The 25353-nt window shown below is 61.4% G+C and carries 17 protein-coding genes; 8 read left to right on the top strand and 9 right to left on the bottom strand.

Going from position 1 to position 25353, the window contains the following annotated elements; translation table 11 throughout:
- Positions 1–179: 179 nt before the first annotated feature.
- Complete coding sequence (locus GJW30_RS10875) at positions 180–1514, bottom strand: ABC transporter substrate-binding protein (RefSeq protein ID WP_096355188.1); 1335 nt, start codon at positions 1512–1514, stop codon at positions 180–182.
- Between the two features lie 193 nt (positions 1515–1707).
- Between GJW30_RS10875 and GJW30_RS10870 the strand changes: the two genes are divergently transcribed.
- Positions 1708–2769, top strand: a complete 1062-nt coding sequence (locus tag GJW30_RS10870; protein ID WP_096355186.1) for an ROK family protein — start codon at positions 1708–1710, stop codon at positions 2767–2769.
- A 133-nt stretch (positions 2770–2902) separates the two neighbouring features.
- On the opposite strand, the gene glgX is transcribed toward GJW30_RS10870, so the two are convergent.
- From glgX to GJW30_RS10850, 4 genes are read right to left on the bottom strand one after another with little or no spacing between them, the layout of a single operon-like run.
- Positions 2903–4966, bottom strand: a complete 2064-nt coding sequence (glgX, locus tag GJW30_RS10865; protein WP_096355184.1) for a glycogen debranching protein GlgX — start codon at positions 4964–4966, stop codon at positions 2903–2905.
- Positions 4967–4979: 13 nt separating this feature from the next.
- Positions 4980–7136, bottom strand: coding sequence for a 1,4-alpha-glucan branching protein GlgB (glgB, locus tag GJW30_RS10860; protein ID WP_096355182.1), 2157 nt, complete (start codon positions 7134–7136; stop codon positions 4980–4982).
- Positions 7133–10411, bottom strand: coding sequence for a maltose alpha-D-glucosyltransferase (gene treS, locus GJW30_RS10855; RefSeq protein ID WP_096358781.1), 3279 nt, complete (start codon positions 10409–10411; stop codon positions 7133–7135). Before treS ends, glgB begins: the two co-directional genes overlap by 4 nt.
- Before the next feature lie 10 nt (positions 10412–10421).
- Positions 10422–12401 (bottom strand): alpha-1,4-glucan--maltose-1-phosphate maltosyltransferase, encoded by a 1980-nt coding sequence (locus GJW30_RS10850; RefSeq protein ID WP_096355180.1) that lies wholly within the window; start codon positions 12399–12401, stop codon positions 10422–10424.
- A 319-nt stretch (positions 12402–12720) separates the two neighbouring features.
- Between GJW30_RS10850 and GJW30_RS10845 the strand changes: the two genes are divergently transcribed.
- Positions 12721–14157 (top strand): alpha,alpha-trehalose-phosphate synthase (UDP-forming), encoded by a 1437-nt coding sequence (locus GJW30_RS10845; RefSeq protein ID WP_096355178.1) that lies wholly within the window; start codon positions 12721–12723, stop codon positions 14155–14157.
- A 1-nt stretch (position 14158) separates the two neighbouring features.
- Positions 14159–15931: a 4-alpha-glucanotransferase gene (gene malQ / locus GJW30_RS10840; protein WP_096355176.1), complete on the top strand. Its 1773-nt coding sequence runs from the start codon at positions 14159–14161 to the stop codon at positions 15929–15931.
- Here malQ and GJW30_RS10835 read toward each other — a convergent pair.
- Positions 15928–16863 (bottom strand): hydroxymethylglutaryl-CoA lyase, encoded by a 936-nt coding sequence (locus GJW30_RS10835; protein WP_096355174.1) that lies wholly within the window; start codon positions 16861–16863, stop codon positions 15928–15930. The genes malQ and GJW30_RS10835 overlap by 4 nt on opposite strands.
- Before the next feature lie 33 nt (positions 16864–16896).
- Positions 16897–17688 (bottom strand): enoyl-CoA hydratase-related protein, encoded by a 792-nt coding sequence (locus tag GJW30_RS10830; protein ID WP_096355172.1) that lies wholly within the window; start codon positions 17686–17688, stop codon positions 16897–16899.
- Between the two features lie 240 nt (positions 17689–17928).
- Between GJW30_RS10830 and GJW30_RS10825 the strand changes: the two genes are divergently transcribed.
- The 5 genes from GJW30_RS10825 to GJW30_RS10805 all read left to right on the top strand — a co-directional run bounded on the left by GJW30_RS10825 (position 17929) and on the right by GJW30_RS10805 (position 22896).
- Positions 17929–19122 (top strand): substrate-binding domain-containing protein, encoded by a 1194-nt coding sequence (locus GJW30_RS10825; RefSeq protein WP_197703788.1) that lies wholly within the window; start codon positions 17929–17931, stop codon positions 19120–19122.
- Between the two features lie 176 nt (positions 19123–19298).
- On the top strand, positions 19299–20054 hold the full coding sequence (locus GJW30_RS10820; RefSeq protein WP_208408453.1) for an ABC transporter ATP-binding protein: 756 nt from the start codon (positions 19299–19301) through the stop codon (positions 20052–20054).
- Entirely contained in the window at positions 20047–20769 is a 723-nt protein-coding gene (locus GJW30_RS10815; RefSeq protein WP_096355168.1) for an ABC transporter ATP-binding protein, read from the top strand. Before GJW30_RS10820 ends, GJW30_RS10815 begins: the two co-directional genes overlap by 8 nt.
- On the top strand, positions 20766–21794 hold the full coding sequence (locus tag GJW30_RS10810; RefSeq protein ID WP_096355166.1) for a branched-chain amino acid ABC transporter permease: 1029 nt from the start codon (positions 20766–20768) through the stop codon (positions 21792–21794). Before GJW30_RS10815 ends, GJW30_RS10810 begins: the two co-directional genes overlap by 4 nt.
- A 1-nt stretch (position 21795) precedes the next feature.
- The gene (locus GJW30_RS10805; RefSeq protein ID WP_096355164.1) at positions 21796–22896 is read left to right on the top strand and encodes a branched-chain amino acid ABC transporter permease; all 1101 of its coding nucleotides are present in this window, start codon (positions 21796–21798) and stop codon (positions 22894–22896) included.
- Here the strand turns inward: GJW30_RS10805 and GJW30_RS10800 are convergent.
- Both GJW30_RS10800 and GJW30_RS10795 read right to left on the bottom strand, forming a co-directional pair.
- Entirely contained in the window at positions 22852–24270 is a 1419-nt protein-coding gene (locus GJW30_RS10800) for a sodium:proton antiporter (protein ID WP_096358779.1), read from the bottom strand. The genes GJW30_RS10805 and GJW30_RS10800 overlap by 45 nt on opposite strands.
- A gap of 60 nt (positions 24271–24330) precedes the next feature.
- Positions 24331–25302: a Bug family tripartite tricarboxylate transporter substrate binding protein gene (locus tag GJW30_RS10795; RefSeq protein ID WP_096355162.1), complete on the bottom strand. Its 972-nt coding sequence runs from the start codon at positions 25300–25302 to the stop codon at positions 24331–24333.
- Positions 25303–25353 lie beyond the last annotated feature (51 nt).

The raw sequence follows: 25353 nt of genomic DNA, 5'->3' as shown, positions 1-25353 counted from the left end.
CGCCCCCGGAGCTCGAACCTCAGCTTAGGCACAACTCGCAGGAGTTGTCAGGTCCAAAAATGCAGCTCTGTGATCACAGGTGTGAGCGATTGCCGCACCCCCAATAACAATACGGCTGCGCTCGCGCGCAGCCGTATCCGTTCGGAATGAAAGCCCTGAATTCGGCGCGGCGTTTCGCCTTAAGTCCGCATGAAGCCTTCGACTTCGCTTTCTGCCCAGGCCAACGTCTTTTCCATCGGCTCGCCGGTCATGTGGCGGACGATCATCTTGGTCGGCAGCGCCTGCGCGTAAATCTGCTGCGCGATCTTCGGCGGCGCCGGAGTGGCGGCAATCGACAGCACTTGGTGATTGTGCGGGTTCGGATAGTGATAGAGCGTGCCCTTCGGCGGCCCCTCCTCTGCCCACGTCTTGAACGTCGTGAACTTCTCGAACGACGGTAGATCGAAGCCGCCGCTTGCCGTCACCATCGTCTCAACGGCTTTGCGCTGCGAGAGGAAGGTCAGCAAGCTCTTTGCCGCCGACTTGTTCTTCGAGAAGCTCCAGACACCCCAGAACCACGGCAGGAACGGCGCATAGCGGCCGTTCGGGCCGGACGGGAAGCCGTGCGTCCACAATTGCTCGGCGACCTGCGGCGCGTCGCGTTTGGCCACCATCCAGTGGCTCGGCGGATTCATGATCATCGCGCCCTTGCCGGCGATCATCCACTTGTTGTTGGACGTATCGTCCCAAGCTGGCGCATCGGCCGGCAGGAACGCCGCTAGCTTGCGGCCGAACTCGACCGCCTGGCGCATCTTGTCGGTCTTCACCGTGATCTTGCCGGTCGAGTCGGTGAATTGCGCGCCGAAGGCGTGGAAGAACGCGCCGAAGGTGTCGACCGAATCGAACGTCTGGCCAAGTCCGATGCCGAACGGAACGCCGCCTTTGTGGCAAGCTTCGGCCGCTTTGAGGAATGTTTCGAGCGTCCAGTTATCGGCTTTCGGCGCGCTGCCGGCCGGATACATCTCCTGCATGTCGAGCCCGGCATGCTTCTTCATGAGATCGAGCCGCGTGCTCGGGCCCTTGATCTGACTGCCGCTTGTGGCTGGAACGGCAACCCACTTGTTGTTGTGGCGGCCGAGATATTTGACCGTCTCGTTGACGGCGCCGTTCTCGGCAATGAGCGGGTTCATGATGTCGTCGACCGGCTCAAGATTCTCGGCATGCGCCTGAACGTCCCAAGCGGCGAACGGCAAGAAGTCGTGGCCGGCGCGTGCTTGAGATTCTGCGGCAGTGGTGAGCAGCGTCTTGTTGCCGACCGAGGTGATGAAATCGACCGAGACTTCGACCTTCTCGCGATCACCCCATTCCTTACACAAGCCCGAGATCACGGGGCCCATGCCGGGAACGAAGTGGTCCCAGAAGCCGACATTGAGTTTGCCGGCCGCCTGGCTGTGGCTCACGTGAGGCATCGCCAGCACGGCCGAGGTTGCCGCGGTTGTCGCCAAAAACCGGCGACGGGTGAATCTGTGCGTCATAGTTCGCTCCCGGGTCTGCGGCTTGTCTGTCCGGCCGCCCGAAGCGGTCGTCGTGCCGATGGCGCCAACTAAGGCACAACTCTGAGCGCCTGTCAGTATCGCGGTGTGCGCCTTTCCGCCACCGGGCGGAACCCGCTACCCCGCCCAGGCGTTGGGTTCCCTGCAAGGCCTTTACGAGGGGAAGCGTAACTTTATGGCTGAAACGAAGACCGCATCGATCATCACGCACGGCGCCTCGCGCCTGCCCTCGGTCGAAATCGACAATTACAATATCGAGATCAAGGACGACGACGGCTTCATCGGCGACCGCGCCTCGAAGCGCGCGTTTCAGACAATCCTCGACGACCTTCGCAAGCCGCTGCGCAAGCTGAAGAAGGATCCGTTCGGCGATGTGCCGAGCGCCGAGATCAGCAAGAAGAAGCTCGACGCAGCATTCGACAGCGACGACGGGGATGCGTCTGGGATCATTCAGGGCGCGGTTGAGGAATTCGGCCAGCAGCTCGCAGGCGTGATCAAGCGTTTCCTCAAGGCGAAGAACTGGAAGGATACCGAGCACATCGTGGTCGGCGGCGGCATGCGCGATTCGAAATACGGTGCGCGCGCGATCGGCCGCGCCGGCGTGATCCTCAAGAGCGACGGCATCAAGGTCGATCTGCAGCCGATCCGCAATCACCCGGACGAAGCCGGTTTGATCGGCGCCGTGCATCTTGCCCCCGCATGGATCTTCCAAGCGCACGACAGCATCCTGGCGGTCGACATCGGCGGGACGAATATCCGCGCCGGCGTTGTCGAGCTGAACACCAAAAAAGCGCCCGATATGTCGAAAGCGGCCGTGTGGAAGAAAGAGCTTTGGCGCCATGCGGACGATAGCCCGAAGCGCGACGAGGCTGTGAAGAAGCTTGCCGGCATGTTGAAGAAGCTCATCGCGGCGGCCGAGAAGGAGGGCTTCAAGCCAGCGCCTTTCATCGGGATCGGCTGTCCCGGAATGATCGAGCCGGATGGCGCGATCGATCGCGGAGCGCAGAATCTGCCGGGCAACTGGGAAAGTTCGAAGTTCAATCTGCCAAGCGAATTGATCGAGCATATCCCGACGATGGGCGATCATGACACCGTTGTGCTGATGCACAACGATGCCGTAGTCCAAGGGCTCAGCGAAGTGCCGTTCGCGCAGGACTTCAAGCACTGGGGCGTGCTGACGATCGGCACCGGCCTAGGCAATGCACGGTTCACAAACCGGTCGAACGGCAAGGATTGAGCATCGCCGTACCCCGGATGAGCCGCTTGCGCAGCGAGCACGCGACATCCGGGACCGAGACCGTGCGGCAGGAGTTGGCCCCGGATGTCGCTTCGCTCATCCGGGCTACGAAGGACGATCGTTCAACGGCACCCTATTCTGCCACGCCGAATACAGTGACGCTGAGCGCCGGCGCGGAGACAACCGCGCCAGGCGCACCAACCCTTACATCGGCATTGGTCGCTGCAAGCGGCAACCACGTCTTCAGATCGTCCCAAGCCGGAAGCTTGTAGTCGACCGGACCACCGCTCGCGTTAAGCACGATAAAAAGCGGCCCTGGCGCGCCTTCTTGCGGCGCCAATAGGTAAGCAAGCGCGCGGCCTTCCGGAAACTTCCAGTCAGCTTCCGTCATCTCGGTCGCGGATGGCGTCAGCCACAAAACGTCCGGCTTGTCGTTGCCGTTACGGCCACGCAGCCAGTGACGCGAGCGCAACTGCTGGTGACGGCGGCGGACTGCCGTGAAAGCTCCGATCATATCGGTGAAATCTTCGTCCGGATCCTCCCGTTTGGACCAATCAACCCAGCCGATCTCATTGTCCTGACAATAGGCGTTGTTGTTGCCGTTCTGGCCGTTGCCGACTTCGTCGCCGGCGAGGATCAGCGGCATGCCGTGCGCGAGGAGCACGCAGGCAAGCTGACAGCGGCGCAGCGCGCGGCGCTTCTTTAGGATCGCTGCGTCTTCGGTTGGACCTTCGACGCCACAGTTGTTGCTGAGGTTATCGTCAGAGCCGTCGCGCCCATCCTCGCCGTTCGCCTGATTGTGCTTGTTGTTGTAGGCGTAGAGATCGGCGAGCGTAAAACCGTCGTGCACAATGACGTGGTTGACGGACACGCGTGGGGCGCGGCCGCGATGGTTGAACGTATCGGCGGTGCCTGTCATCCGGCCAGCCAGTTCGCCGAGCAAGCCGCCATCACCGCGCCAGAAGCGCCGGAGCGTCGAGCGATACTTGTCGTTCCATTCCGACCATTCGGACGGGAAACCGCCGACCTGGTAGCCGCCCATGCCGACATCCCACGGCTCCGCGATGAGCTTCACCCGGCCGAGCGAAGGGTCCTGACGGATTGCAGCGAAGAAGGCCGAGCGCATGTCAAAACCATGCGCACCGCGGCCGAGCGTCGTCGCGAGGTCGAAGCGGAAGCCGTCGACGTGGCAGACCTCGACCCAATAGCGCAGCGAGTCCATCACCATCTGCAGCACGCGCGGATGAGTCAGGTTGAGCGAATTTCCAGTACCGGTGAAGTCGTCGTAGTAGCGCGGTTGATCGGGTTTGAGCCAATAGTAGCTCGCGTTATCGATGCCCCGGAACGACAGGGTCGGGCCGAGTTGATTGCCTTCCGCCGTGTGATTGTAGACAACATCGAGGATAACTTCGATGCCGGCGGCGTGCAGGCGCGAGACCATCGTCTTGAACGCGTCGACGCCATCGTCGCCGCAATAACGCGGCTCCGGCGCAAAGAAGCCGATCGTGTTGTAGCCCCAGTAGTTGCGCAGGCCGAGCTCGACGAGACGACGATCGTCGACGAAAGCGTGCACCGGCAGAAGCTCGATGCTGGTGACGCCCAGGCGCTTCAAGTGATCGACCATGCCGGGCGCGGTGAGACCGCTGAAAAGCCCGCGCCAACCCGGCGGAACGTCCTCGCGGCCCATTGTCAAACCTTTGACGTGAGCTTCGTAGAAGATCGTGTCTTCCCAGCTCACATGCGGCGGCGCGTCGTCGCCCCACGTGAAGGCTTCGTCGATCACCATCCCCTTCGGCATGCCCCGCGCATTGTCGCGGCGGTCGAACGATAAATCGGCGCGTGGCGAACCCGGCCGATAGCCGAAATGCGCGTCGCTCCAGACGAGACGCCCGGCAAGACGCTTGGCGTAAGGATCGAGCAGCAGTTTGTGCGGGTTGAAGCGATGGCCGTGCTCGGGCTCGTACGGTCCATGCACACGGTAGCCGTAGAGCTGCCCCGGCAACACGTCCGGCAGGTAACCGTGCCAGACATCGTCGGTGCGCTCCGGCAGCATGATACGTTCGAGTTCGCGCCGCCCTTGCGGGTCGAACAAGCAAACTTCGACTTTGGTGGCGTTGGCGGAGAAGAGCGCGAAGTTGGTGCCGCGTGCGTCCCACGTCGCTCCGAGCTTGTGGGGCGTACCATCCAGAACTCGCATCAACTCTCTTTCATCAGTGATCGGTGGGAACGAGGAACAGCGCGCCGAGCGGCGGCAGTGTCAGGGTGAGTTCGGCGTGATCGCCCTTGGCAACGGCACGGACTTCCCCGCCGTTACCGACGTTACTGCCGCCGTAGATCCCAGCGTCCGTGTTAAGCGCCTCGCGCCACGTGCCGGCGGACGGAACGCGGAATTTATAGTCGCGCCGGACTTCCGGTGTGAAGTTGACCGCAACGATACAGCGCTCTTGCTTCTCGCTGCCCTTTCGGAGCCAGACGAAAACGCAGTTGTTGACGTCGTCACCAACGAGCCACTCGAACCCCTCGGCTTCGCAATCGAGCGCATGCAGCGCCGGCGTCGACGCGTAAAGGCGATTGAGATCGCGCATGACATTCTGCACGCCTTGATGTGCGGGATCGCCGAGCAGATCCCAGTCGAGCGCGCGATCGTGATTCCATTCGCGCTCCTGCCCGAACTCGCAGCCCATGAACATGAGCTTCTTGCCCGGATGACCGAACATGAAGCCGTAATAAGCGCGCAAGTTCGCAAAGCGCTGCCAGCGGTCGCCCGGCATGCGGCCGAAGATTGAGCCTTTGCCATGCACGACTTCATCGTGCGAGAGCGGCAGGATGAAGTTTTCCGAGAATGCGTAATGGAGGCCGAAGTTGATATCGCCGTGGTGATGACGGCGATGGATCGGGTCCTTCGAGATGTAACGCAGGGTGTCGTTCATCCACCCCATGTTCCATTTGTAGCCGAAGCCGAGACCGCCCATGTCGACCGGCCGCGAGACCATCGGCCACGCGGTCGACTCTTCCGCCATCGAAGCCGCATGCGGGAAGTGACCATAGAGTTCGGAGTTGAAGCGGCGGAGAAACTCGATCGCTTCAAGATTCTCGCGACCACCATGCCGGTTCGGCACCCAGCCGCCGGACGGACGGCTGTAGTCAAGGTATAGCATCGAGGCGACCGCATCGACGCGCAGGCCATCGATGCCGTAGCGGTCCGACCAGAACAGCGAATTCGCGAGCAGGAAGTTCGCAACTTCCGTCCGCCCGTAGTTGTAGATCAGCGTGCCCCAATCGAGATGGCGGCCCTGACGCGGGTCGGCATGTTCGTAGAGCGCAGTGCCGTCGAATTTCGCCAGGCCGTGCGGATCGTCCGGAAAATGTCCCGGCACCCAGTCGACGATGACAGCAAGCCCTGCGCGGTGACACGCAGCGACGAGTTCGGCGAAATCTTCCGGCGAACCGAACCGGCTCGTGGGAGCGTAAAGCCCTGTGGGCTGATAGCCCCAAGAGCCATCGAAGGGATGTTCGGAGATCGGCAGAAACTCGATGTGCGTAAAGCCGAGGTCTGCAACGTAAGCCGGCAGCTGTTCGGCGAGTTCGCGATACGTCAGCCACGGCCCGTCCTGGCTGCCGTTGCGGCGCCAAGAGCCGAGATGCACCTCATAGATCGAAATCGGTGACGCACGGTCGTTGGCGTTCAAGCGCTCGAGCCGCGATGGCGTCAGCGTTTTTACATCGTGAACGATCGATGCGGTCGCGGGCCGCACTTCAGCAGAAAATGCATAAGGATCGGATTTGAGCGGCTGCAGCGCGCCGTCGCGCGACACGATTTCGAATTTATACTTTGTGCCCTGCCCGACGCCCGGCACGAAGATTTCCCAAAAGCCGTTGCCGCGCACCCGCATTTGATGGCGGCGGCCGTCCCACTGGTTGAACTCGCCGACGACGCTGACACGCTGCGCATTCGGCGCGAGGACGACGAAAGCTGTACCTTCGACCCCGTGATGTTCGAGCGGATGTGCGCCAAGCTTTTCGTAAGCACGCAGATGCGTGCCTTCGCTCAGCAAGTAGATATCAAAGTCAGACAACACCGGGAGGAAGCGATAAGCATCCTCGAACTCGTACGGTCCTGCATCGTATTCGGCGCGCAGACGGTATTGCTTCAGCGACCCTGGAACGGGGCCGGCGAACAAACCGGCTTCATCGATGCAAGGCAATTCAACCGCCTCGCCGTTGTCGCCGACGGCGTGAAGGGTTTTTGCATCGGGCACAAATGCGCGCACGACAGCGCGCCCGTTCTCCTCATGACGACCGAGATAAGAAAACGGATCCGCATGCCTGCCTTCTATGACGGCGCGCGCAGCGGGATCGACAATCATGCTTTGACTTCCTCCTCCGGGAACAGGAGGCGTAGGATTCCACGTAGCGGCACATGCAGCCACGATGGGCGGTTGGCGAGTTCGTAAGCGATCTCGTGCACCGCCTTTTCAACAATGAAGAACGAGAGCATGCGTTCCGCAGCGGCATCATCGTCCGGCCAGATGCGTTTATCAGTGGCGTTTTCTTTGTATGCGGCGGTCAATGCCGTGACGCATTGGGCGCGCCACTCTTCAAGATGCGGCGCGAGACGTGCGTTATCGTCCGCGCTGGATATCACCATGCGATCGAGCGCGGCCGTTGCAGCGTAGTCGACCGAGCGCACCATGCCGGCGAGATCGCGGAGGCCCGGCGCTTTTTGACGACGGTCCTCGATCGGACGCTCGGGTTCGCCCTCGAAGTCCAGGATGAAGATGTCGTCTTTCACGATCAAGACTTGACCGAGATGGTAGTCACCGTGATGGCGGATCTTCTGCGCCGAGACGTGATCTGGAATGAGCGCTTTGATCTTGACGAGAATCTCGTCGCGGCGTGACACGACAGTTTCGGCGATCTCTCGGATCGAGTCAGGTAGCGTCGACAGACGCTGCAGCAATTGCTGAAAGACTTCGATAGTGTATTGCGAAAGGTCTTCCGACCACTTCGCGCGGTCTTCGGCGCTGATCGGCTCAGGCACGAAAGCCGGTTCATCTGCCGCAACGAGCGCGCGATGAACTTCGGCCGTGCGTTTGCCGATCTGGCTCATACGCAGCAGAAACGCGGCATGGTGATCCGGTGTCAGCGGCTCCTGCAGCAGCCGCGCTTCTTCCAAGAAGCGATCGAGATAGGTCGATGTCGTCGACCAACCGTCGCCTTGGTTTTCGACAAGCTCCTGCACAATCGCAAGCGCGTAACAGCCGCCAGCCGTCTCCAACTCGACCGAGCCGACGAGCGCCGGTGAGTTCGGGAATTTGGCGACATCGGTAAGGTAACGGCTGATCTCGATATCCGGATTGATGCCGGCGCTGACGCGGCGGAAGAATTTCACGATGTAGCGGCGATCAACGAACACCGTCGTGTTCGACTGTTCGCCGCTCATCGGCTTGACTTCATTGACCGGCACCAGTTCGCCGCTCGCAAAAGTCTCGCTCGGCCGAAGCTGGAGTCTGTGGCCGTCTCGCTCGAACGAGCGGCCGGCATGCAATTCGCCGATGAGCCACGTGACGAAGTCTTGGTGGAAGGCCGCGTCAAGCAGCACGCCTTCGCGCGCCGTCTTGCGGACCGGTGCAATAACGTCGCGTTCGGCCGGCTTCGAGCGATCGAAGCTGCTCCAGTCGACTTTCAGCGGCACCGCATATTGGCTCTTGCCGCGCTCAGCACCGACATCGAGCAGCATCCAAAGGAAGCCGGGGTCGCCGTGTGTGAGCGTGAGTGCGGAGGCGATCTTCGGCTCGATCCAGCGGCTACCTTTCTCGGCGAACCAGCGCTGCGCCGGGAGATAAACCGGCAGCACGTCGCGCTCGAAAACACCACGCGCGCGGCCGGCCAGAAGCTCGCCCCAACCGTCTTTCACGACGACAGTCGCACGCTCCGGCAAGTAGGTCGGGCGTGTAGCGCGACCATCCTTCGGCTCGGTGAGTTGGAACCAGAAAAAACCATACGGCGCCAGCGTGACAACGAACGGTGCGTCCGTGATGGCGGGGAATTGCGTGCGGCCGAGCATCTCCAAGGGGATGCGGCCTTTGAATTGCGCGAGATCAAGCTCGGCGGCCTGCGCGGTGCGCGATAGATTCGCGACGCAGAGGATTGTCTCGTCTCCCCACTGCCGCACATAACAGAGCACCGACCGGTTTTCCGGACGGATGAACGACAGCGATCCGCGACCGAATACCTTGGTCGACTTGCGCACTGCGATCAGCCGCTTCATCCATGACAGAAGCGATGAAAGACTGTGCGACTGTGCTTCGACGTTGACGGTTTGATACCCGTAGACCGGATCCATGATGACCGGTGAGAAAAGTCGCGCGGGGTCCGCGCGCGAGAAGCCACCGTTGCGGTCTGGCGTCCACTGCATCGGCGTACGTACGCCGTTGCGGTCCCCCAGATAGATGTTGTCGCCCATGCCGATTTCATCGCCGTAATAGACGATCGGCGTGCCGGGGAGCGACATCAGCAGCGCATTCATCAATTCGATCTTGCGCCGATCGTTGTCCATCAACGGAGCAAGGCGGCGGCGGATGCCGACATTGATGCGCGCGCGCGGATCGGCCGCGTAAGTGGACCAGAGATAGTCGCGCTCCGAGTCCGTCACCATTTCCAGCGTGAGTTCGTCGTGATTGCGGAGGAACAAAGCCCACTGACAGTTCGCCGGGATATCCGGCGTCTGACGCAGAATGTCGGCGATCGGGAAGCGGTCTTCCTGCGCGATCGCCATGTAGATGCGCGGCATCAGCGGGAAGTGGTAGCACATGTGGCATTCGTCGCCGTCGCCGAAGTAGGCGCTGACGTCTTCGGGCCACTGGTTGGCTTCGGCGAGGAAGAGTTTGCCGGGCGCGTACGCGTCGAGCTCCTGACGCAGTTTCTTCAGGATGACGTGCGTCTCCGGCAGGTTCTCGTTGTTCGTGCCTTCGCGCTCGACAAGATACGGAATAGCGTCGAGACGAAAACCGTCGACGCCGGTGTCGAGCCAGCGCTTCATCACCTGCACGACCGCGCTGACGACACGCGGATTATCGAAGTTCAAATCCGGCTGATGCGAGAAGAAGCGGTGCCAGTAATACTGGCCTGCGACCGGATCCCACGACCAGTTCGACTTCTCAGTGTCCGTGAAGATGATGCGCGTCTCGAGGAATTTCTGGTCGGTGTCGCTCCATACGTACCAGTTGCGTGCGCTCGAGCCTTTTGGCGAGCGCTGCGCACGCTTGAACCACTGATGCTGATCGGACGTGTGGTTGATGACGAGTTCGGTGATGACGCGCAGGCCGCGGCGCTTTGCCTCCGCCATGAAGCGGCGGAAATCTTTCATGGCGCCGTACATCGGGTTGACGTCGCCGTAGTCCGCGATGTCGTAACCGTCATCACGCTGCGGGCTCGGATAGAACGGCAAGAGCCACACGCAGGTAACACCGAGCTCCAGCAAGTAATCGAGCTTCTCGGTCAGGCCTTGAAAATCGCCGACGCCATCGCCGTTCGAGTCGGCGAACGCCTTGACGTGCAACTGATAGATAATCGCGTCGCGATACCAATCGTCGTCTTGGCCGGTCGAAGTGGCGGCATCAATCTGCGGCAGTACGTTCACGGACAATTCCTTAGAAACAGCGGAAAATCAGCGCAGGGTCCTGCTCGGGATCGAGCCTGAGCCGCACACCACCCCATTCAAGCATGCGGCGCTCGCCCGTCGCCAGGTTCTCGACGCCTTCAATGAATTTGAGTGCATTGGGCGGGCCAATCTGCATATCGCCGAAATGCATCCAGAATTCTCGCGCCCGATGAGTCAACGCGATCGCGCAGGCGACGGCGTTCTCACCATCGAACGAATCCTTGAGGAAGCCGAGCACCTCGCCATCGTCGACATTGACGAAGCGGAAGTTGCTGGTCTGCAGGAGCGCGGGATTTTCGCGGCGAATGCGATTGAGATACGTGAAGTAGCCGCGAATATTTCCGGGAGCGTTCCAATCGCGGACGCGGATCTCGTATTTCTCGGAGTCGAGATACTCCTCTTTGCCGGGCCCGAGCGGCGCATGCTCGATCAGCTCGAAACCGCTGTAGACACCGTAGCTTGACGATAGCGTCGCGGCGAGCGCCGCGCGCGCGACGAACATCCAGCGTTCGCCGGTTTGCAGATGCTTCGGCAGAATGTCCGGCGTGTTGACGAAGAAGTTCGGCCGATAGAATTCGCGTTCCGGATGCTTGGTCAGGTCGGCCATGTATTCGGAGAATTCCGCCTTTGTCTCACGCCACGTGAAGTAAGTGTAGGACTGCGAAAAGCCAAGCTTGGCGAGCGCCTTCATCACCTTCGGGCGCGTGAAAGCTTCCGATAGGAAGATGACATCCGGATCGCGGCTTTGAATGTCGGCGATCAACCAGCGCCAAAACGGGAACGGCTTGGTGTGCGGATTGTCGACGCGAAAAATCTTGACGCCCTGATCGACCCAAAATTGGATCACGTCGCGAAAGGCCGTCCACAGCGGATTGTTCTCAACGCAGTAGAAGTCCGGATTGTGGATGTCCTGATACTTCTTGGGCGGATTCTCGGCGTATTTGATGGTCCCGTCGGGGCGGCGCCTGAACCATTCCGGGTGATTCTTCAGCCAAGGATGATCCGGCGAACACTGCGTGGCAAAGTCGAGCGCGACCTCAAGTCCATATTCGTGACACGCAGCCACGAGGCGACGGAAATCATCGAGGTTGCCGAGTTCAGGATGCAGCGCGTCGTGGCCGCCCGCCTCGCCACCAATCGCATAAGGGCTGCCAGGGTCGCTCCCGCCTGCCGTCAGCGAGTTGTTCTTGCCCTTGCGATTGGTCGTCCCGATCGGGTGGATCGGCGGAAAATATAGGACATCGAAGCCCATCTCGGCGATGTCCGGCAGACGCGCGATACAGTCGTCAAACGTGCCGTGCTGGCCCAGCGTCTTGCTCTGGCTGCGCGGGAAAATCTCGTACCACGCGCTCGCGCGCGCCTTGGCGCGATCGATCGTGAGCGGAAATGCGCGGCTCCAGGTCAAATCCGGGCGCGGTTGCGCCCCCGCCATCGCTTCGGCGAGCTCTTCCGTCAACAGCACTGTCGCGTCGCGCGATTGATCGAACGTTTCGCGAGCCTGGCGCACGACGGCGCGATGCTCCGGATTGCCGTAACGCGCGCCGGTCAGCAACGCCCGCCCTTCGTCGGCATCGACGGCACTCGCCTGCCCGGCTTCGGCCTTGAGCAGATAGCCGCGACGCCAGGTCGCAAACGAATCGGTCCAAGCCTCAATGGCGAATTGGTGCTGACCGCTCTGCGGCGGCGCGAATGCGGCGTGCCAGCGGTCGTTGACGTCGTGCTGCATCGGGACCCGTCGCCAAGACTGATCACCCGCGCGCGACCACAGCAATGTTGCGACCGTTACGTCATGGCCATCGCGAAACACATCGGCCCAGACATCGATCGACTCACCCGCGATGCGTTTGACGGGAAACTTCCCCCCATCGACGATCGGGTAGACCTCTTCGATGAAAAAACGCGCGCCCTCGACATCCGGCCCCACGCCTGCGGGGACCCCGGCCAGTCGTGGACGTGGTTCATGCTTCATGCTTGCCCTCTGAACGTCAATACGATTTTCGCAATTGGCCTGTGCGTCGCGGCGTGGCGACGTGATGGTAACCCCTGCCCGGGAGTGTAGTTCCGGCCAAACCCGGCATCGCCGCAATTCGCGCCTTTGGCCAAAGCAGTTGCCTGAATTTTTCGCAGCAATTTCGGCCCGCCTTTCGGTTCTCGCACCCGCGAAACCAGCAATGCGAAATCTGGACCGCGCCGATGACATTTTTCTGTCAGCAGAATGAGTTGTGATGGATTTCGGCAGGAACCTTGCATTGCGTCGGCCGTTGTCTCGCCACACTGGAGGCAATTACGTGACTGTCGTCGTTGTTTCGAATCGTGTTGTCTCGCCGAAACCGAACGCGCCCATTGAGGGCGGCCTGGCGGGAGCGCTGCTTCCCGCCGTAAGAGATGCGGGCGCTATTTGGGTTGGCGCAAGCGATCGCTTGAGCAGTGGTAAAGATCCGCTTATCGAAATCGAGCCGCTTGGCGAGGGTGCAATCGCCCGCGTCGACATGCCGGCCGAGTTTTACGAACGCTATTACGAAGGCTATTCGAACGCCGTCCTCTGGCCGGCCTTCCACTCCCGCACCGACCTTATCCGCTCCAGCCAAACCGACTACACGGCTTATCGCGAAGTGAACGCCTTCATGGCGCGCTCGCTCCTGCGCTTCACCCACTCGGGCAGCGCCTATTGGGTGCACGATTATCACTTTCTGCTGCTCGCCGACGAATTACGCAAGCTCGGCATCACGCGGCCGATCGGCTTTTTCCTCCATACGCCATTCCCGTCGCGCAACATCATGCTCAGCGTGCCGCAGCATGACGAACTCGTGCGCGCGATGCTGTCGTATGACTTGATCGGCTTCCAGACCGAAGACGATCTCACCCACTTCGCCGACTATCTGAAACGCGAGCTCGATCTCGAAGGCAAAGACGACACTTACGTTTTCGAAGGTCGGCCCGTACATCTGCAGGCCTTCCCGATCGGCATCAACGTGCAGGATTTCGCCGAGCGCGCCACGAAGGCGTCAGCGCAGCCCGAGATCACGCGCCTGCGCGCATCAATTCAGGGACGCAAGCTCGCGATCGGTGTTGATCGTCTCGACTATTCGAAAGGTTTGCCGAACCGCATTCGCGCCGTCGATCGCATGTTCGAGATCGCGCCTGAAATGCGCGGCAGCATGCATCTGCTGCAGATCGCCGTGCCGTCTCGCACGCACATCCCGGCGTATCAAGAGCTCAAGCAGGAAATCTCGCAGCTGGTCGGCGACGTCAACGGCCGCGTCGGCGATGTCGACTGGACGCCGATCCGTTACCTCAACCGTTCGTATTCGCAGGCCGCGCTTGCGGGCTTCTATCGCGTCGCCGATGTCGGCCTCGTCACGCCTCTTAATGACGGCATGAACCTCGTCGCAAAAGAATACGTGGCTGCGCAAAATCCGCTCGATCCCGGCGTTCTCGTGCTTTCGGAATTCGCGGGCGCGGCGCGGCAGCTTGACTCCGCGGTGCTGGTGAACCCGCACGATATCGAGGCCGTCGCCCGCGGCCTGATACAGGCTTTGACAATGACGATTGCAGAGCGTCGCGAGCGTTGGAATGCTATGATGGCCAAGATGAAGGATTTCGCACTGGACGCATGGTTTAATGACTACGTCGCAGTGCTCATGGATTGCCGCAAGCCGGCGCGCGTTGTAGTGACAAAGCCGCTTGCACCGGGTTCTATTCCGATTGATCGGGCCGCCGTCTAGGATGAATGATCTCGCCGGCCACGCGGCCGCGCTCGGCATCGAGCGCGAATACCATGACGCGATGGGCACACGCCGCGTCGTGCCTGATGATGCGTTGCGTTCGCTTGTTGCAGCGCTGAACGGTTCAGGCAGCGCAATCCCACACTCCCAGGCCGACCGGCCGCTCGATGACGACGCAGCCTACCAGCTCGACGACTATCCGGATCGGCGTTTCTGGCTTCTCGCCGTGCAGCTTTACGGCGTGCGATCGAAACGCAATTGGGGACACGGCGATTTCACCGACCTGCTCGAACTCGTCGATATCGCAGCGGCGAAAGGCGCAGCCGGCGTCGGGCTCAATCCACTGCACGCCTTGTTCGACGATCGCGCGCAACAAGCGAGCCCTTACTCGCCGAACAGCCGGTTGTTCCTCAACATTCTCTACATCGACGTCGATGCGTTGCCGGAGTTCGTCGGGATCGAGGACGCAGGTTTGGCCGATGACCTCGCACGGGCGCGCTCGGCCGATCAGGTCGACTATCCGGCCGTTGCGGCGCTGAAGACTTACGCGCTTCGCCTCGCCTATTCGCGCTTTATGGCCAAGCCGAACAAAGCGCGCGCGACAGATTTCAAGAAATTTCGTGGCGAACGCGGCATCTATCTCGAGCGCTTTGCGGCCTTCGAGGTTTTGCGACGCCGCCTCTCCGGGCCTTGGTGGGATTGGCCGAAGCCGTGGAACCAGCCGAGCGATGCGAGCATCGAGTCACTGCGGGCCGAAGACCCGCAGGAGTTCGGCTTCTACGAATTCACCCAATGGATCGCGGATCGTCAACTCGCGGCGTGCCAAGCGCGCGCGAAGCAGCTCGGGCTGCCGATCGGGCTTTACGCGGATCTTGCGGTCGGCGTCGAACCGGGCGGCGCCGACGCCTGGAGCCAGCAGACCGCGATCATCCCGCGCGTCGAAGTCGGCGCTCCGCCGGACCTTCTCAACACGGCAGGTCAGGCGTGGGGGCTCGCAGCGTTCAATCCGGTCGCACTGCGTGCTTCCGCCTTCACGGAATTTCGTGAGCTGATCGCGGCCACGATGCGGCATGCCGGTGCCGTGCGCATCGACCATGTGTTAGGGCTCAATCGCCTCTTCCTCATCCCGTTCGGATTCACGCCACGTGACGGCGCGTATTTGCGCTACCCACTCGGCGGCCTGCTCGACGTGATCGTCGACGAGAGCCGCCGCCACAAATGTCTCGTCATCGGCGAAGATCTCGGCACGGTGCCGGATGGCTTGCGCGAAGGCCTCAGCGAGCGCGGCGTCTGGTCCTACAAGGTCATGATCTTCGAACGCGACGAAGCCGGCAGCTTCACGTTGCCGCAAGACTACATGGCGAACGCGCTGGTGACGTTCGCGACCCACGATCTAGCGACATTCGCCGGTTGGCAAAGCGGACACGACCTCACGATCAAGCGCGATCTCGGCCTCGATCCCGGCGAGACGGACGAGCAACGCGGCGCGGCACATTGGGTGTTCGGCGAGGCGCTGGCGAAATCGCATGTCGCGCGCGATCGGTGCCCCACTTTCGTCGACGCGGCGCGCTTCCTCGCGCGCACGCCGAGCCGCGTTATGGCCGTGTCGATCGAGGATATTCTTGAAGTCATCGATCAGCCGAATGTACCGGGCACGGTCGACGAGCATCCGAATTGGCGGCAGAAGCTGCCCGTGACGTTGGAGTCCTGGGCCGACCTGCCAGCGATGCATGCGCTGGCAGACGCGCTGCGCGAAGAAGGTCGCGCGACTTAGGCGGCCTGCTGGGTTGCTCGATAGGTCTTCGGTAATCCGGCGCGCGCGACCATGCCGAAGAAACGCTCGCCCGGCAGCCAGCTTTCCACTTCCTTACGCAGCGGAATGAGCTTGTCGATATCGATGCCGGTATCGAAGCCAAGCTCTTCAAGCAGAAACACGCAATCTTCCGTCGCGATGTTGCCGGTCGCGCCGGGCGCAAATGGGCAGCCGCCGAGACCCGCGAGCGAAGCATCGAAGCGGCGCACGCCGGCTTCAACGGCCGCGCTCACGTTGGCGATGCCGAGACCGCGCGTATCGTGGAAATGCGCCGCAAGCGGAATCTTGCCGACTGCTTTCGTAACGTCGGTGAAGAGGCGACGGATCTGCGCGGGATTTCCGTAGCCGACCGTGTCCGCAAGGCTGATCTCGTCCGCGCCGGCTTTCGCCAATTCCACCGCGATTTCGACGACACGCTTTTCCGACACGTGACCTTGGATGGTGCAGCCGAACGACGTCGCGATCGCAGCGCCTATGACGACCTTCCCTTTCAGTCCGCGCGCGGAATGCTCCGCCATGATGTCGCGGAAGCCCTGCAGCGACTCGTCGGTGGAGCGACGGACGTTGGACTGATTGTGCGCTTCACTCGCCGAGAGTACGTAATTCACCTTGGCGCAGCCGATATCGAAGGCGCGCTGCGCGCCTTTCAGGTTCGGCACTAAAGCTGCGGCCTCGATGCCAGGAATATCGAGCACCCCGGTTGCGACATCGGGTGCATCGGCGAATTGCGCTATCACCTTCGGCGGCACAAACGACGTCGCCTCGAAATACTTCGCGCCGGCGGCGGCTTCTTCGCGAACCCACTTCAGTTTCTGTTCGGTCGTCAGGATGGTCTTGACCATCTGGATGCCGTCACGCGGTCCGACTTCGCGGACTTGAGCTTTCTCACGCATGCGTCTCTCCTTACCTCGGATGAATATAGGCGCTTAGCGGCCTTTGAACACCGGCTTGCGCTTCTCGTTGAACGAATTGATGCCTTCGCGGCGATCTTCGGTCGGCACCATGCGATTGTAGGCCTCGATCTCGAACGCGAGACCATCCCAGACCGACATGTTGGCTCCGCGGCTGATTGCCGATTTTGCCTGCCGCACCGAGATCGGCGCATTGCCTGCGATACGCTCAGCGGTCGCGTGCGCTTCCTTCAGAAGATCGGCGGCCGGCAACACCTTGTTGACGAGGCCCCATTCGGACGCCTCCTGCACCGTGAACGGCTTACCCGTGAGGATGATCTCTTTGCAACGTCGCACGCCGACCGCGCGCGCGAGATTCTGCGTGGCGCCGGCGCCCGGCATGATGCCAAGTGTGACTTCCGTGAGCGCGAAACGCGCGTTCTCCGACGCATAGAGGAAGTCCGTGCACAGTGCGATTTCACAGCCGCCCGCATAGGCGGCGCCGTTGATCGCACCGACGATCGGCACCGGGCAGCTCATCAATGCGCGCACCATGCGCTCGAAGATGACGTGCTGCAGGCTCCACTGCTCGTCCGTCATGCCTTTGCGCTCTTTAAGATCTCCGCCCGCGCAAAACGCCTTATCGCCCGCGCCCGTGAGGACGACACAACGCACGCCATGCGCATTGAGGTTCAGGTCCTCGAAGCAGTGAACCAGGTCGAGGCCCATCTGCGTGTTCATCGCATTGGCAAACTCCAGGCGATTGAGCGTGACCTGGAGCACGTGCTCGTGCGTTTTCTCAAGCAGCAGTGTCTCGAACGTTTTCATGGAAGCCTTCTCGATCCGGGCGCGCCTTGGTGGCGCGTGTTACGGCGCGCGTAACGCGTCACGCCGTGCCTGTTTCCTCGCCACTGACCATAGGTTCGGCAGCTGCGGCGCGTCAAGAAAACGGAGCCGATAGATGCGGCCACCCTCCCAACAAATACATATGCTTGAACGCGAAATGCGCTTGGCACGGCGCTGCAGCATCGCCATAGTGCGGCAAACTTTCCGCAGGGAGGAATAAGAATGATCCGCCGCATCGGACTTTGTAGTGCGCTTGGCCTCATGACGGCGACTGCGCTCGCCTTCGCGGCCAATGCGCAAGACTTCAAGATCGCGCATGTCTACGACAAGACCGGCCCGCTCGAAGCTTACGCAAAGCAATCCAATATCGGCCTGAAGCTCGGCCTCGAATATGCGACGCAGGGCACCATGATGGTGAACGGTCGCAAGCTCGTGCTGATCGAGAAAGACACTCAGGGCAAGCCGGATGTCGGCAAGACGCTGCTCGCCGAGGCGTTCGGCGATGATGACGCGAATATCGCTGTCGGTCCGGTCTCTTCGGGCGTGGCGCTTGCGATGCTGCCGGTCGCGCAAGAGCATCAGAAGATCCTCATCGTCGAGCCGGCGGTCGCCGACAGCGTAACGGGCGCGGCTTGGAACAAGTACATTTTCCGCACCGCGCGTAACTCGACGCAGGACGCGGTGTCGAACGCAGTCGCGATCGGCAAGCCAGGCGTCTCGATCGCAACACTGGCGCAGGATTACGCCTTCGGCCGCGACGGCGTCGCCGCATTCAAGGAAGCGCTGAAGGATACCGGCGCGAAGCTCGTGTTCGAAGAATATGCGCCGACAGACACGCAGGACTTCACGGCGAGCGCTCAGCGCTTGTTCGACGCACTGAAGAACGAGCCGGGCCGCAAGTTCGTGTTCGTCATCTGGGCCGGCGGCGGCAATCCGTTCGGCAAGCTGAAAGCGCTGAACCCCGAGCGCTTCAACATCGAACTCGCGTCGGGCGGCAACATCCTGGCGGCGTTGAAGGCTTACAAGCAGTTGCCCGGCATGGAAGGCGCGACGTATTACTACTACGAGATCCCGAAGAACCCGGTGAACGACTGGCTCGTGAAGGAACACCAGAAGCGCTACAACGAGCCGCCGGATTTCTTCACGGCAGGCGGCATGGCCTCCGGCATCGCAATCGTCGAAGCGCTTAAGAAAACGAAGTCAAACAAGACCGACGACCTCATCGCTGCGATGGGAGGCATGGAGTTCGAAACGCCGAAGGGCAAGATGATCTTCCGCAAGGAAGACCACCAGGCGCTGCAGGCGATGTATCACTTCAAAATTCGCGTCGACGATAAGGTCGAGTGGGGCATTCCGGAGCTCGTCCGCGAGATCAAGATCGAGGATATGAAAATCCCGATCCGGAATAAGAAATAACTGCGGCGCCTTAGTACTTCGGCTGTCATCCCGGCCGAGTGAGCTTTGCTCACGAGAGCCGGGATCCACGGATCCCTGGCGTAAACAGGGAGACATGGATCCCGGATCATCGCGCTCCGCGCTCTGTCCGGGATGACAGAAGCCATCCTCATTGGATCAGGCCAAACGCTGTGACCTTGCCCGTCCTTTCCACGCGCGACCTGACGATCCGTTTCGGCGGGCATGTCGCGGTCGACCACGTCACCTGCGATTTCGATCGCGGGACGTTGACAGCGATCGTGGGACCGAACGGCGCCGGTAAGACGACGTACTTCAATCTGATCTCTGGGCAGCTTCCGGCGAGCGAAGGTAGCGTCACGCTGAACGGCGAAGACATCACGCGCCTATCTGTCGCGGCGCGCACGCAGAAAGGCATCGGCCGCGCGTTTCAGCTGACGAGCTTGTTTCCGAACCTGTCAGTACGCGAGAACGTGCGCTTGGTCGTGCAGAGCAAAGCGGGCATCGGCTTCAACATGCTCTCGCTCGCCGAGACTCATCGCGAGCTTATCGCTAAAGCCGAGACGATCCTCGCGCAGGTCCACCTCGCCGACAAAGCGGACGTCAATGTCGCGACCCTGTCGCACGGCGATCAGCGAAAGCTTGAAGTCGCCCTTCTGGTTGCGCTCGCGCCTGACGTCGTGATGCTCGATGAGCCGACCGCCGGCATGAGTATCGACGAAGTGCCGGTGATCCTCGATCTCATCGCGGAGCTTAAGCGCGACAACAACAAGACGATTTTGCTGGTCGAGCACAAGATGGACGTCATTCGCTCGCTCGCCGATCGCATCGTGGTGCTGCACAACGGCAAGCTCGTCGCCGACGGCGCACCGGCCGAAGTGATCGCATCGCCGATCGTGCAAGAGGCTTATCTCGGAGTGGCGGCGGATGCCTGATCTCCTGACTCTCGAAGGTGTGCATACGCGCATCGCGCAATATCACATCCTGCATGGTGTCGATTTCTCTGTGCCCGCCGGCGGAGTCACCGTGCTGCTCGGCCGCAACGGCGCGGGCAAGACGACGACGATGCGCACGATCATGGGGTTATGGCGCGCCGCGCAGGGCCGCGTGATGTTCGATGGCGAGGATATCTCTAAGCTCGATACACCGGCGATCGCGCGTCGCGGCATCGGCTACGTGCCGGAGAATATGGGAATCTTCACGGACCTCACCGTGAAGGAGAATCTCGTGCTGGCGGCCGCGAACGGGCCGCTCGATTCCGCGCGCGTCGATTGGGTGACCGGCCTGTTTCCGCCGATGAAGACGTTCTGGAATCTACCCGCCGGCAACCTTTCGGGTGGGCAGAAGCAGATGCTGTCGGTGTCGCGCGCGATCATCGAGCCGCGCCGCTTGATCCTGATCGACGAGCCGACCAAAGGGCTCGCGCCCGCGATCATACAGGCGATGATCACAGCGCTGCGCGAGCTGAAGAAAACGCAAACAACGATACTGCTCGTGGAGCAGAATTTCGCGATGGCGAAGGCACTCGGCGATACGGTCGCGGTGATGGACGACGGGCGTATCGTGCATCGCGGCGCGATGGCGGAGCTCGCCGGCGACGCCGCGCTGCAGGAGAAGCTGATGGGCCTCAGCCTGGAGACGCATCAATGAGCGAGACTTCGATCGCACCGCGCATCGATAGCGCGACACTCGGGCAAAAGCTCGACGCGAACGCGCCATTGCTCATCGTCCCTGCCCTCGCGGTGCTCGGCTTCCTCGCCGTGCGCGATCCGAGCGCGTGGCTGACGCTAACTGTCGCGGGGCTCGCGATGGGGCTGATGATTTTCGTCATGGCGTCTGGCCTGACACTGGTATTCGGCCTGATGGACGTCATCAATTTCGGCCATGGCGCGTTTGTAACGGTCGGCGCATTCGTCGGCTTCTCGGTGCTGAAAGCACTCGGTGTTTGGACTGAAGCGTCCTCCGTCGCGCTGAATCTGACGGCGATCGCAATCGCGCTTGTCGTTGTCGTGGGCGTGACCGGGGGGCTCGGGCTTATTTTCGAGCGCGCCATCGTCCGTCCGGTTTATGGATCGCATCTCAAACAAATTCTCGTCACGCTGGGCGGCGCCATCGTCACGCAGCAGCTGATCATCGTCCTGTGGGGGCCGCAGGCCTTCCACCTCAATCGCCCCGCGACGCTGCGCGGCTCCTTCCTCATCGGCGATGCAGCGATCGAGATCTACCGCGTTGCTGCCGTTGTGCTCGGCCTTGCGCTGTTCATCGCGATGCGGCTGGTGCTGAATCGCACTAAGATCGGACTGATCGTGCGCGCCGGCGTCGAGAACAGCGAGATGGTCGAAACGCTCGGCTATCGGGTTCGCCGCATTTTCGTTCTTGTCTTCGTCGCGGGTTCAGCCCTCGCAGGGTTCGGCGGGCTGATGTGGGGGCTCTATCAAGAGAGCATCACATCCCATATCGGCTCCGAGATCCTCATTCTGGTGTTCATCGTGGTCATCATCGGCGGCTTGGGATCGGTCGAAGGGTGTTTCGTCGGCGCACTGCTGGTCGGGCTGATGGCGAATTACATCGGCTACCTCGCACCGAAGCTCGCACTGATCAGCAACATCGGCCTCATGGTCGCGGTGCTGATGTGGCGGCCACAGGGCCTTTACCCGGTTGTGAAGGCGAAGTGACATGATTGCTCCCCTCTCACGCGACCGGCCGGGTGGCATCGTTCTCTCGCTGATCGTCATCGCGATCGCGCTGGGCCTTGCGTTCGCGCCGTTCCTGTTCCCGGGCGCCCGCGCGCTCGAGACAGCCGCGCGCATCCTGATCTTCATCGTGCTGGTCGCGAGCTACGATCTCTTGCTCGGCTACACCGGCATCGTCTCGTTCGCGCACACGATGTTCTTCGGCATGGGCGCATACGGCGTCGCTATCGCGCTCGCCAAGATGGGAACGAGCTTCACGTCGATCTTGGTCGGCGCACTCGCGGGCTGTGCACTCGCGGCTGTCGTCGCCTTCGTCATCGCGTTGTTCTCGTTGCGTGTCCGCGCCATCTTCTTCGCGATGGTGACGTTGGCGGTGGCGAGCGCATTTCTGGTACTCGTCTCGCAGCTATCGTGGCTGACCGGCGGCGAGGACGGCATCAATTACACGATCCCGCGGGAACTGACGCCCGGCTTTCGCATCGTCCAAGATCGCGTGATGGGCGTCGTGATCAACGGACGCCTCTTGCTCTACTACGCGCTGTTCGTGCTTACGATTCTGATCTTCCTCATGCTGCTGCGACTGGTGAATTCGCCCTTCGGCCGCGTGTTGCAGGCGATCCGCGAGAACGCGTTCCGTGCCGAGGCTATCGGCTACCCCGTCGTGCGGTATCGCACGATCTCGACCGTTCTCTCTGCTGTGCTCGCCGCCTCTGCGGGCGCGATGCTGGCCGTCTGGCTGCGTTACACCGGCCCGGCGACGACTTTGTCGCTCGAAATCATGATCGATATCTTGCTGATCATCGTGATCGGCGGCATGGGCACACTTTACGGCGCCGTGATCGGATCTGTGCTGCTCATCCTTGCGCAGAACTATCTGCAGAATCTGATGAAGATCATGAGCGATGCGACCGTCGATATACCGGTGCTTGCCGCCGCGCTGCATCCGGATCGCTGGCTGTTGTGGCTCGGCGTTCTGTTCATCCTCAGCGTCTACTTCTTCCCGTCGGGTATCGTCGGGCAATTGCGGGCGAAGAAGCAGCTAGCGGTAGAACAGCCACCCGCACAGAACGAATGTCGGCAATAGGATCGCGCTCGACCACAGCGTGTAGCCAAAGAACGAAGGCATCGCGACGCCGCCTTGCCGCGCGATGGCGTAGACCATGAAATTCGGCGCATTGCCGATATAGCTATTGGCGCCCATGAAGACCGCGCCGGCCGAAATCGCGCCGAGTGTTGTGGCCAATGGCCCCATTAATTGCTTCGCGTCGCCTCCCGCAAGCTCGAAGAACACGAGATAGGTCGGCGCGTTGTCGAGGAACGACGACAGGATGCCGGTGAGCCAGAAGTAAGCCAGGTTGTTCGGCGCACCATCGGCGTTTGTGACAAGCGCGACGAGCGGCGCGAAGGCTCCGTTACGGCCGGCTTGCAACATCGCTATCACCGGCACGATGCAGACGAAGATGCCGGCGAACAGAAGTGCGACCTCTTGGATTGGATGCCAGTTGAAGCCGTTGGCGGTGCGGGATTCCTTATCCGTCAGCCATAGGGAAGCGATGGCGACGACGATGAAAATGACATCGCGCACGATCGTCTGCAGTTCGAGTGTCGCACCGAGGATCGTGACGGAAACACCCGGCTTCCAACTGGCGCTCAGCAGAATCGCGCCAATGATGACCCCGAGCAGCGGAATATTGATGAGGCCATGCAAGCGCAGCGGCTCATCAGGTGTCGGGTCTTTCGGGTGCCGCATCGCGGCTTCGCGGCGATACAGCACCGTGTCGAACACGACGAAGACCGCGAGCACGATTCCGCCGACAAGGAGCATCGGCAGCGCCAGATGCGTCGTCGTCCAAAAGAAATCGACGCCTTTGAGGAAGCCGACGAAGAGCGGCGGATCACCGAGCGGTGTGAGCGAGCCGCCGACATTCGAGACGAGGAAGATGAAGAACACGACCGTGTGTACGCGATAGACACGATCGTCGTTCGCGCGTAGCAGCGGGCGGATCATGATGATGGAAGCACCGGTCGTTCCGACGACGCTCGCCATGCCGGCGCCGATCGCGAGCAGCGCCGTGTTGGTCGCCGGCGTGCCGTGCAAATTGCCCTGCACGAAGATGCCGCCAGCGGTGACGAACAGCGCGGTCAGCAGCAGGATGAACGGAACGTATTCGAGCAGCACCGTATGCGCGACGGCATGCGATGCGTTGGTCGCACCCGCGATGAGCACGAGCGGCACGATCACGCACGCAGCCCAGAAGGCCGAGAACTTGCCGTAGTGATGCTCCCAGACGTGCGGATAGAAGAGCGGCCCCGTCGCAATCGACAGAAGCAGCCCGAGAAACGGCAGCGCCCACCAGACCGACATGCCGGCGCCGTCGAGACCGTCGGCAGCGAAAGCGGGGGCAAGCGAAAATGTCGAGGCCGCGAGCGCGAGGGAAATAACTTTGACGAATGTCATGGCCGAAACGTCCGCGATGCGGACGTTCAAGTCAACGAAAAGCGACCGTGTCCGCGCCGTCTACTTCACTGCCAAACCGGCTTCTTTTATGAGCTCGGCGTTCTTGTCGTAATCTTCTTTTTGGAAGGCCGCGAAGGCTTCCGGGCTCGCGGACCCCTTCACTTCCATGCCTTCGACCGCGAGCGCATTGCGCAGGCTCTCGTCCTTCATCAGCGGCTGAATGGTCGCGTGCAATTTGCGGATGATGGCGTCCGGCGTTTTCGCAGGCGCGTAAAGGCCGAACCACGAACTCGAATCGAGTCCCTTTAAGCCGACTTCGTTGGCGCCCGGAACATCCGGCATCACCGACGAACGTTCGGGAGTGGTCACGCAGAGCGGGATAATCGTGCCCGCCTTCACGTGCGGAAGGATCGACGGCGGTGTCCCGATGATCATCGGGATATTGCCGCTGAGCACGGCCGTTACCGTCTCGGCGCCGCCCTTGAACGGAACGTTGACGAGCTTGATGCCGGCGAGCTTCGCCATCTGTACGCCAGGAAGTTGGAATCCGGCGTTCGACGTCCCGTAGAAGACGCCATCCTTCTCGCCCTTCGCCTTGGCGAGAAATTCGGCCCAGTTCTTCACGCCGTATTGCGCCGAGACGGCGACGAGCGAAGCGTTAGTGGTGAGCTGCGTGATCGGAATCAACGCGGTGAGCGGATCGTAGCTGAGCTTCAGCATGAACGGCGCGAGCACCTGCGCGACGTTGGAGCCGAGATAGAGCGCATGCCCATCCGGATCGGAACGCAGCGTCTGAATTGCTGCGATCGTCGACGATGCGCCGGGAAGATTTTCGATAACGGTTTTCGTTGTGCCGAGCGCCGGTCCCAACCGATGCGCATATTGACGCATTGTGAGGTCCGCCGATCCGCCAGGCGGAAATCCGACCAGGAAGCGAATGAGCTTTGTCGGATATTCCTGCGCGTATGCGGGCTTGCTCGCAGCGAGCGTGAGAGCGGCCGCAGATCCAGCTAGAAAGTCACGACGAAACACGGGTTCCTCCTCGGGCGCCCGTGTTGATTATTAGATGCGTTCTCGGGGCGC

This window comes from Variibacter gotjawalensis, from assembly GCF_002355335.1.
Lineage (GTDB): Bacteria > Pseudomonadota > Alphaproteobacteria > Rhizobiales > Xanthobacteraceae > Variibacter > Variibacter gotjawalensis.
Note: the sequence above shows the minus strand (reverse complement) of the source record. Positions and strands in the feature narration are given on the sequence as shown.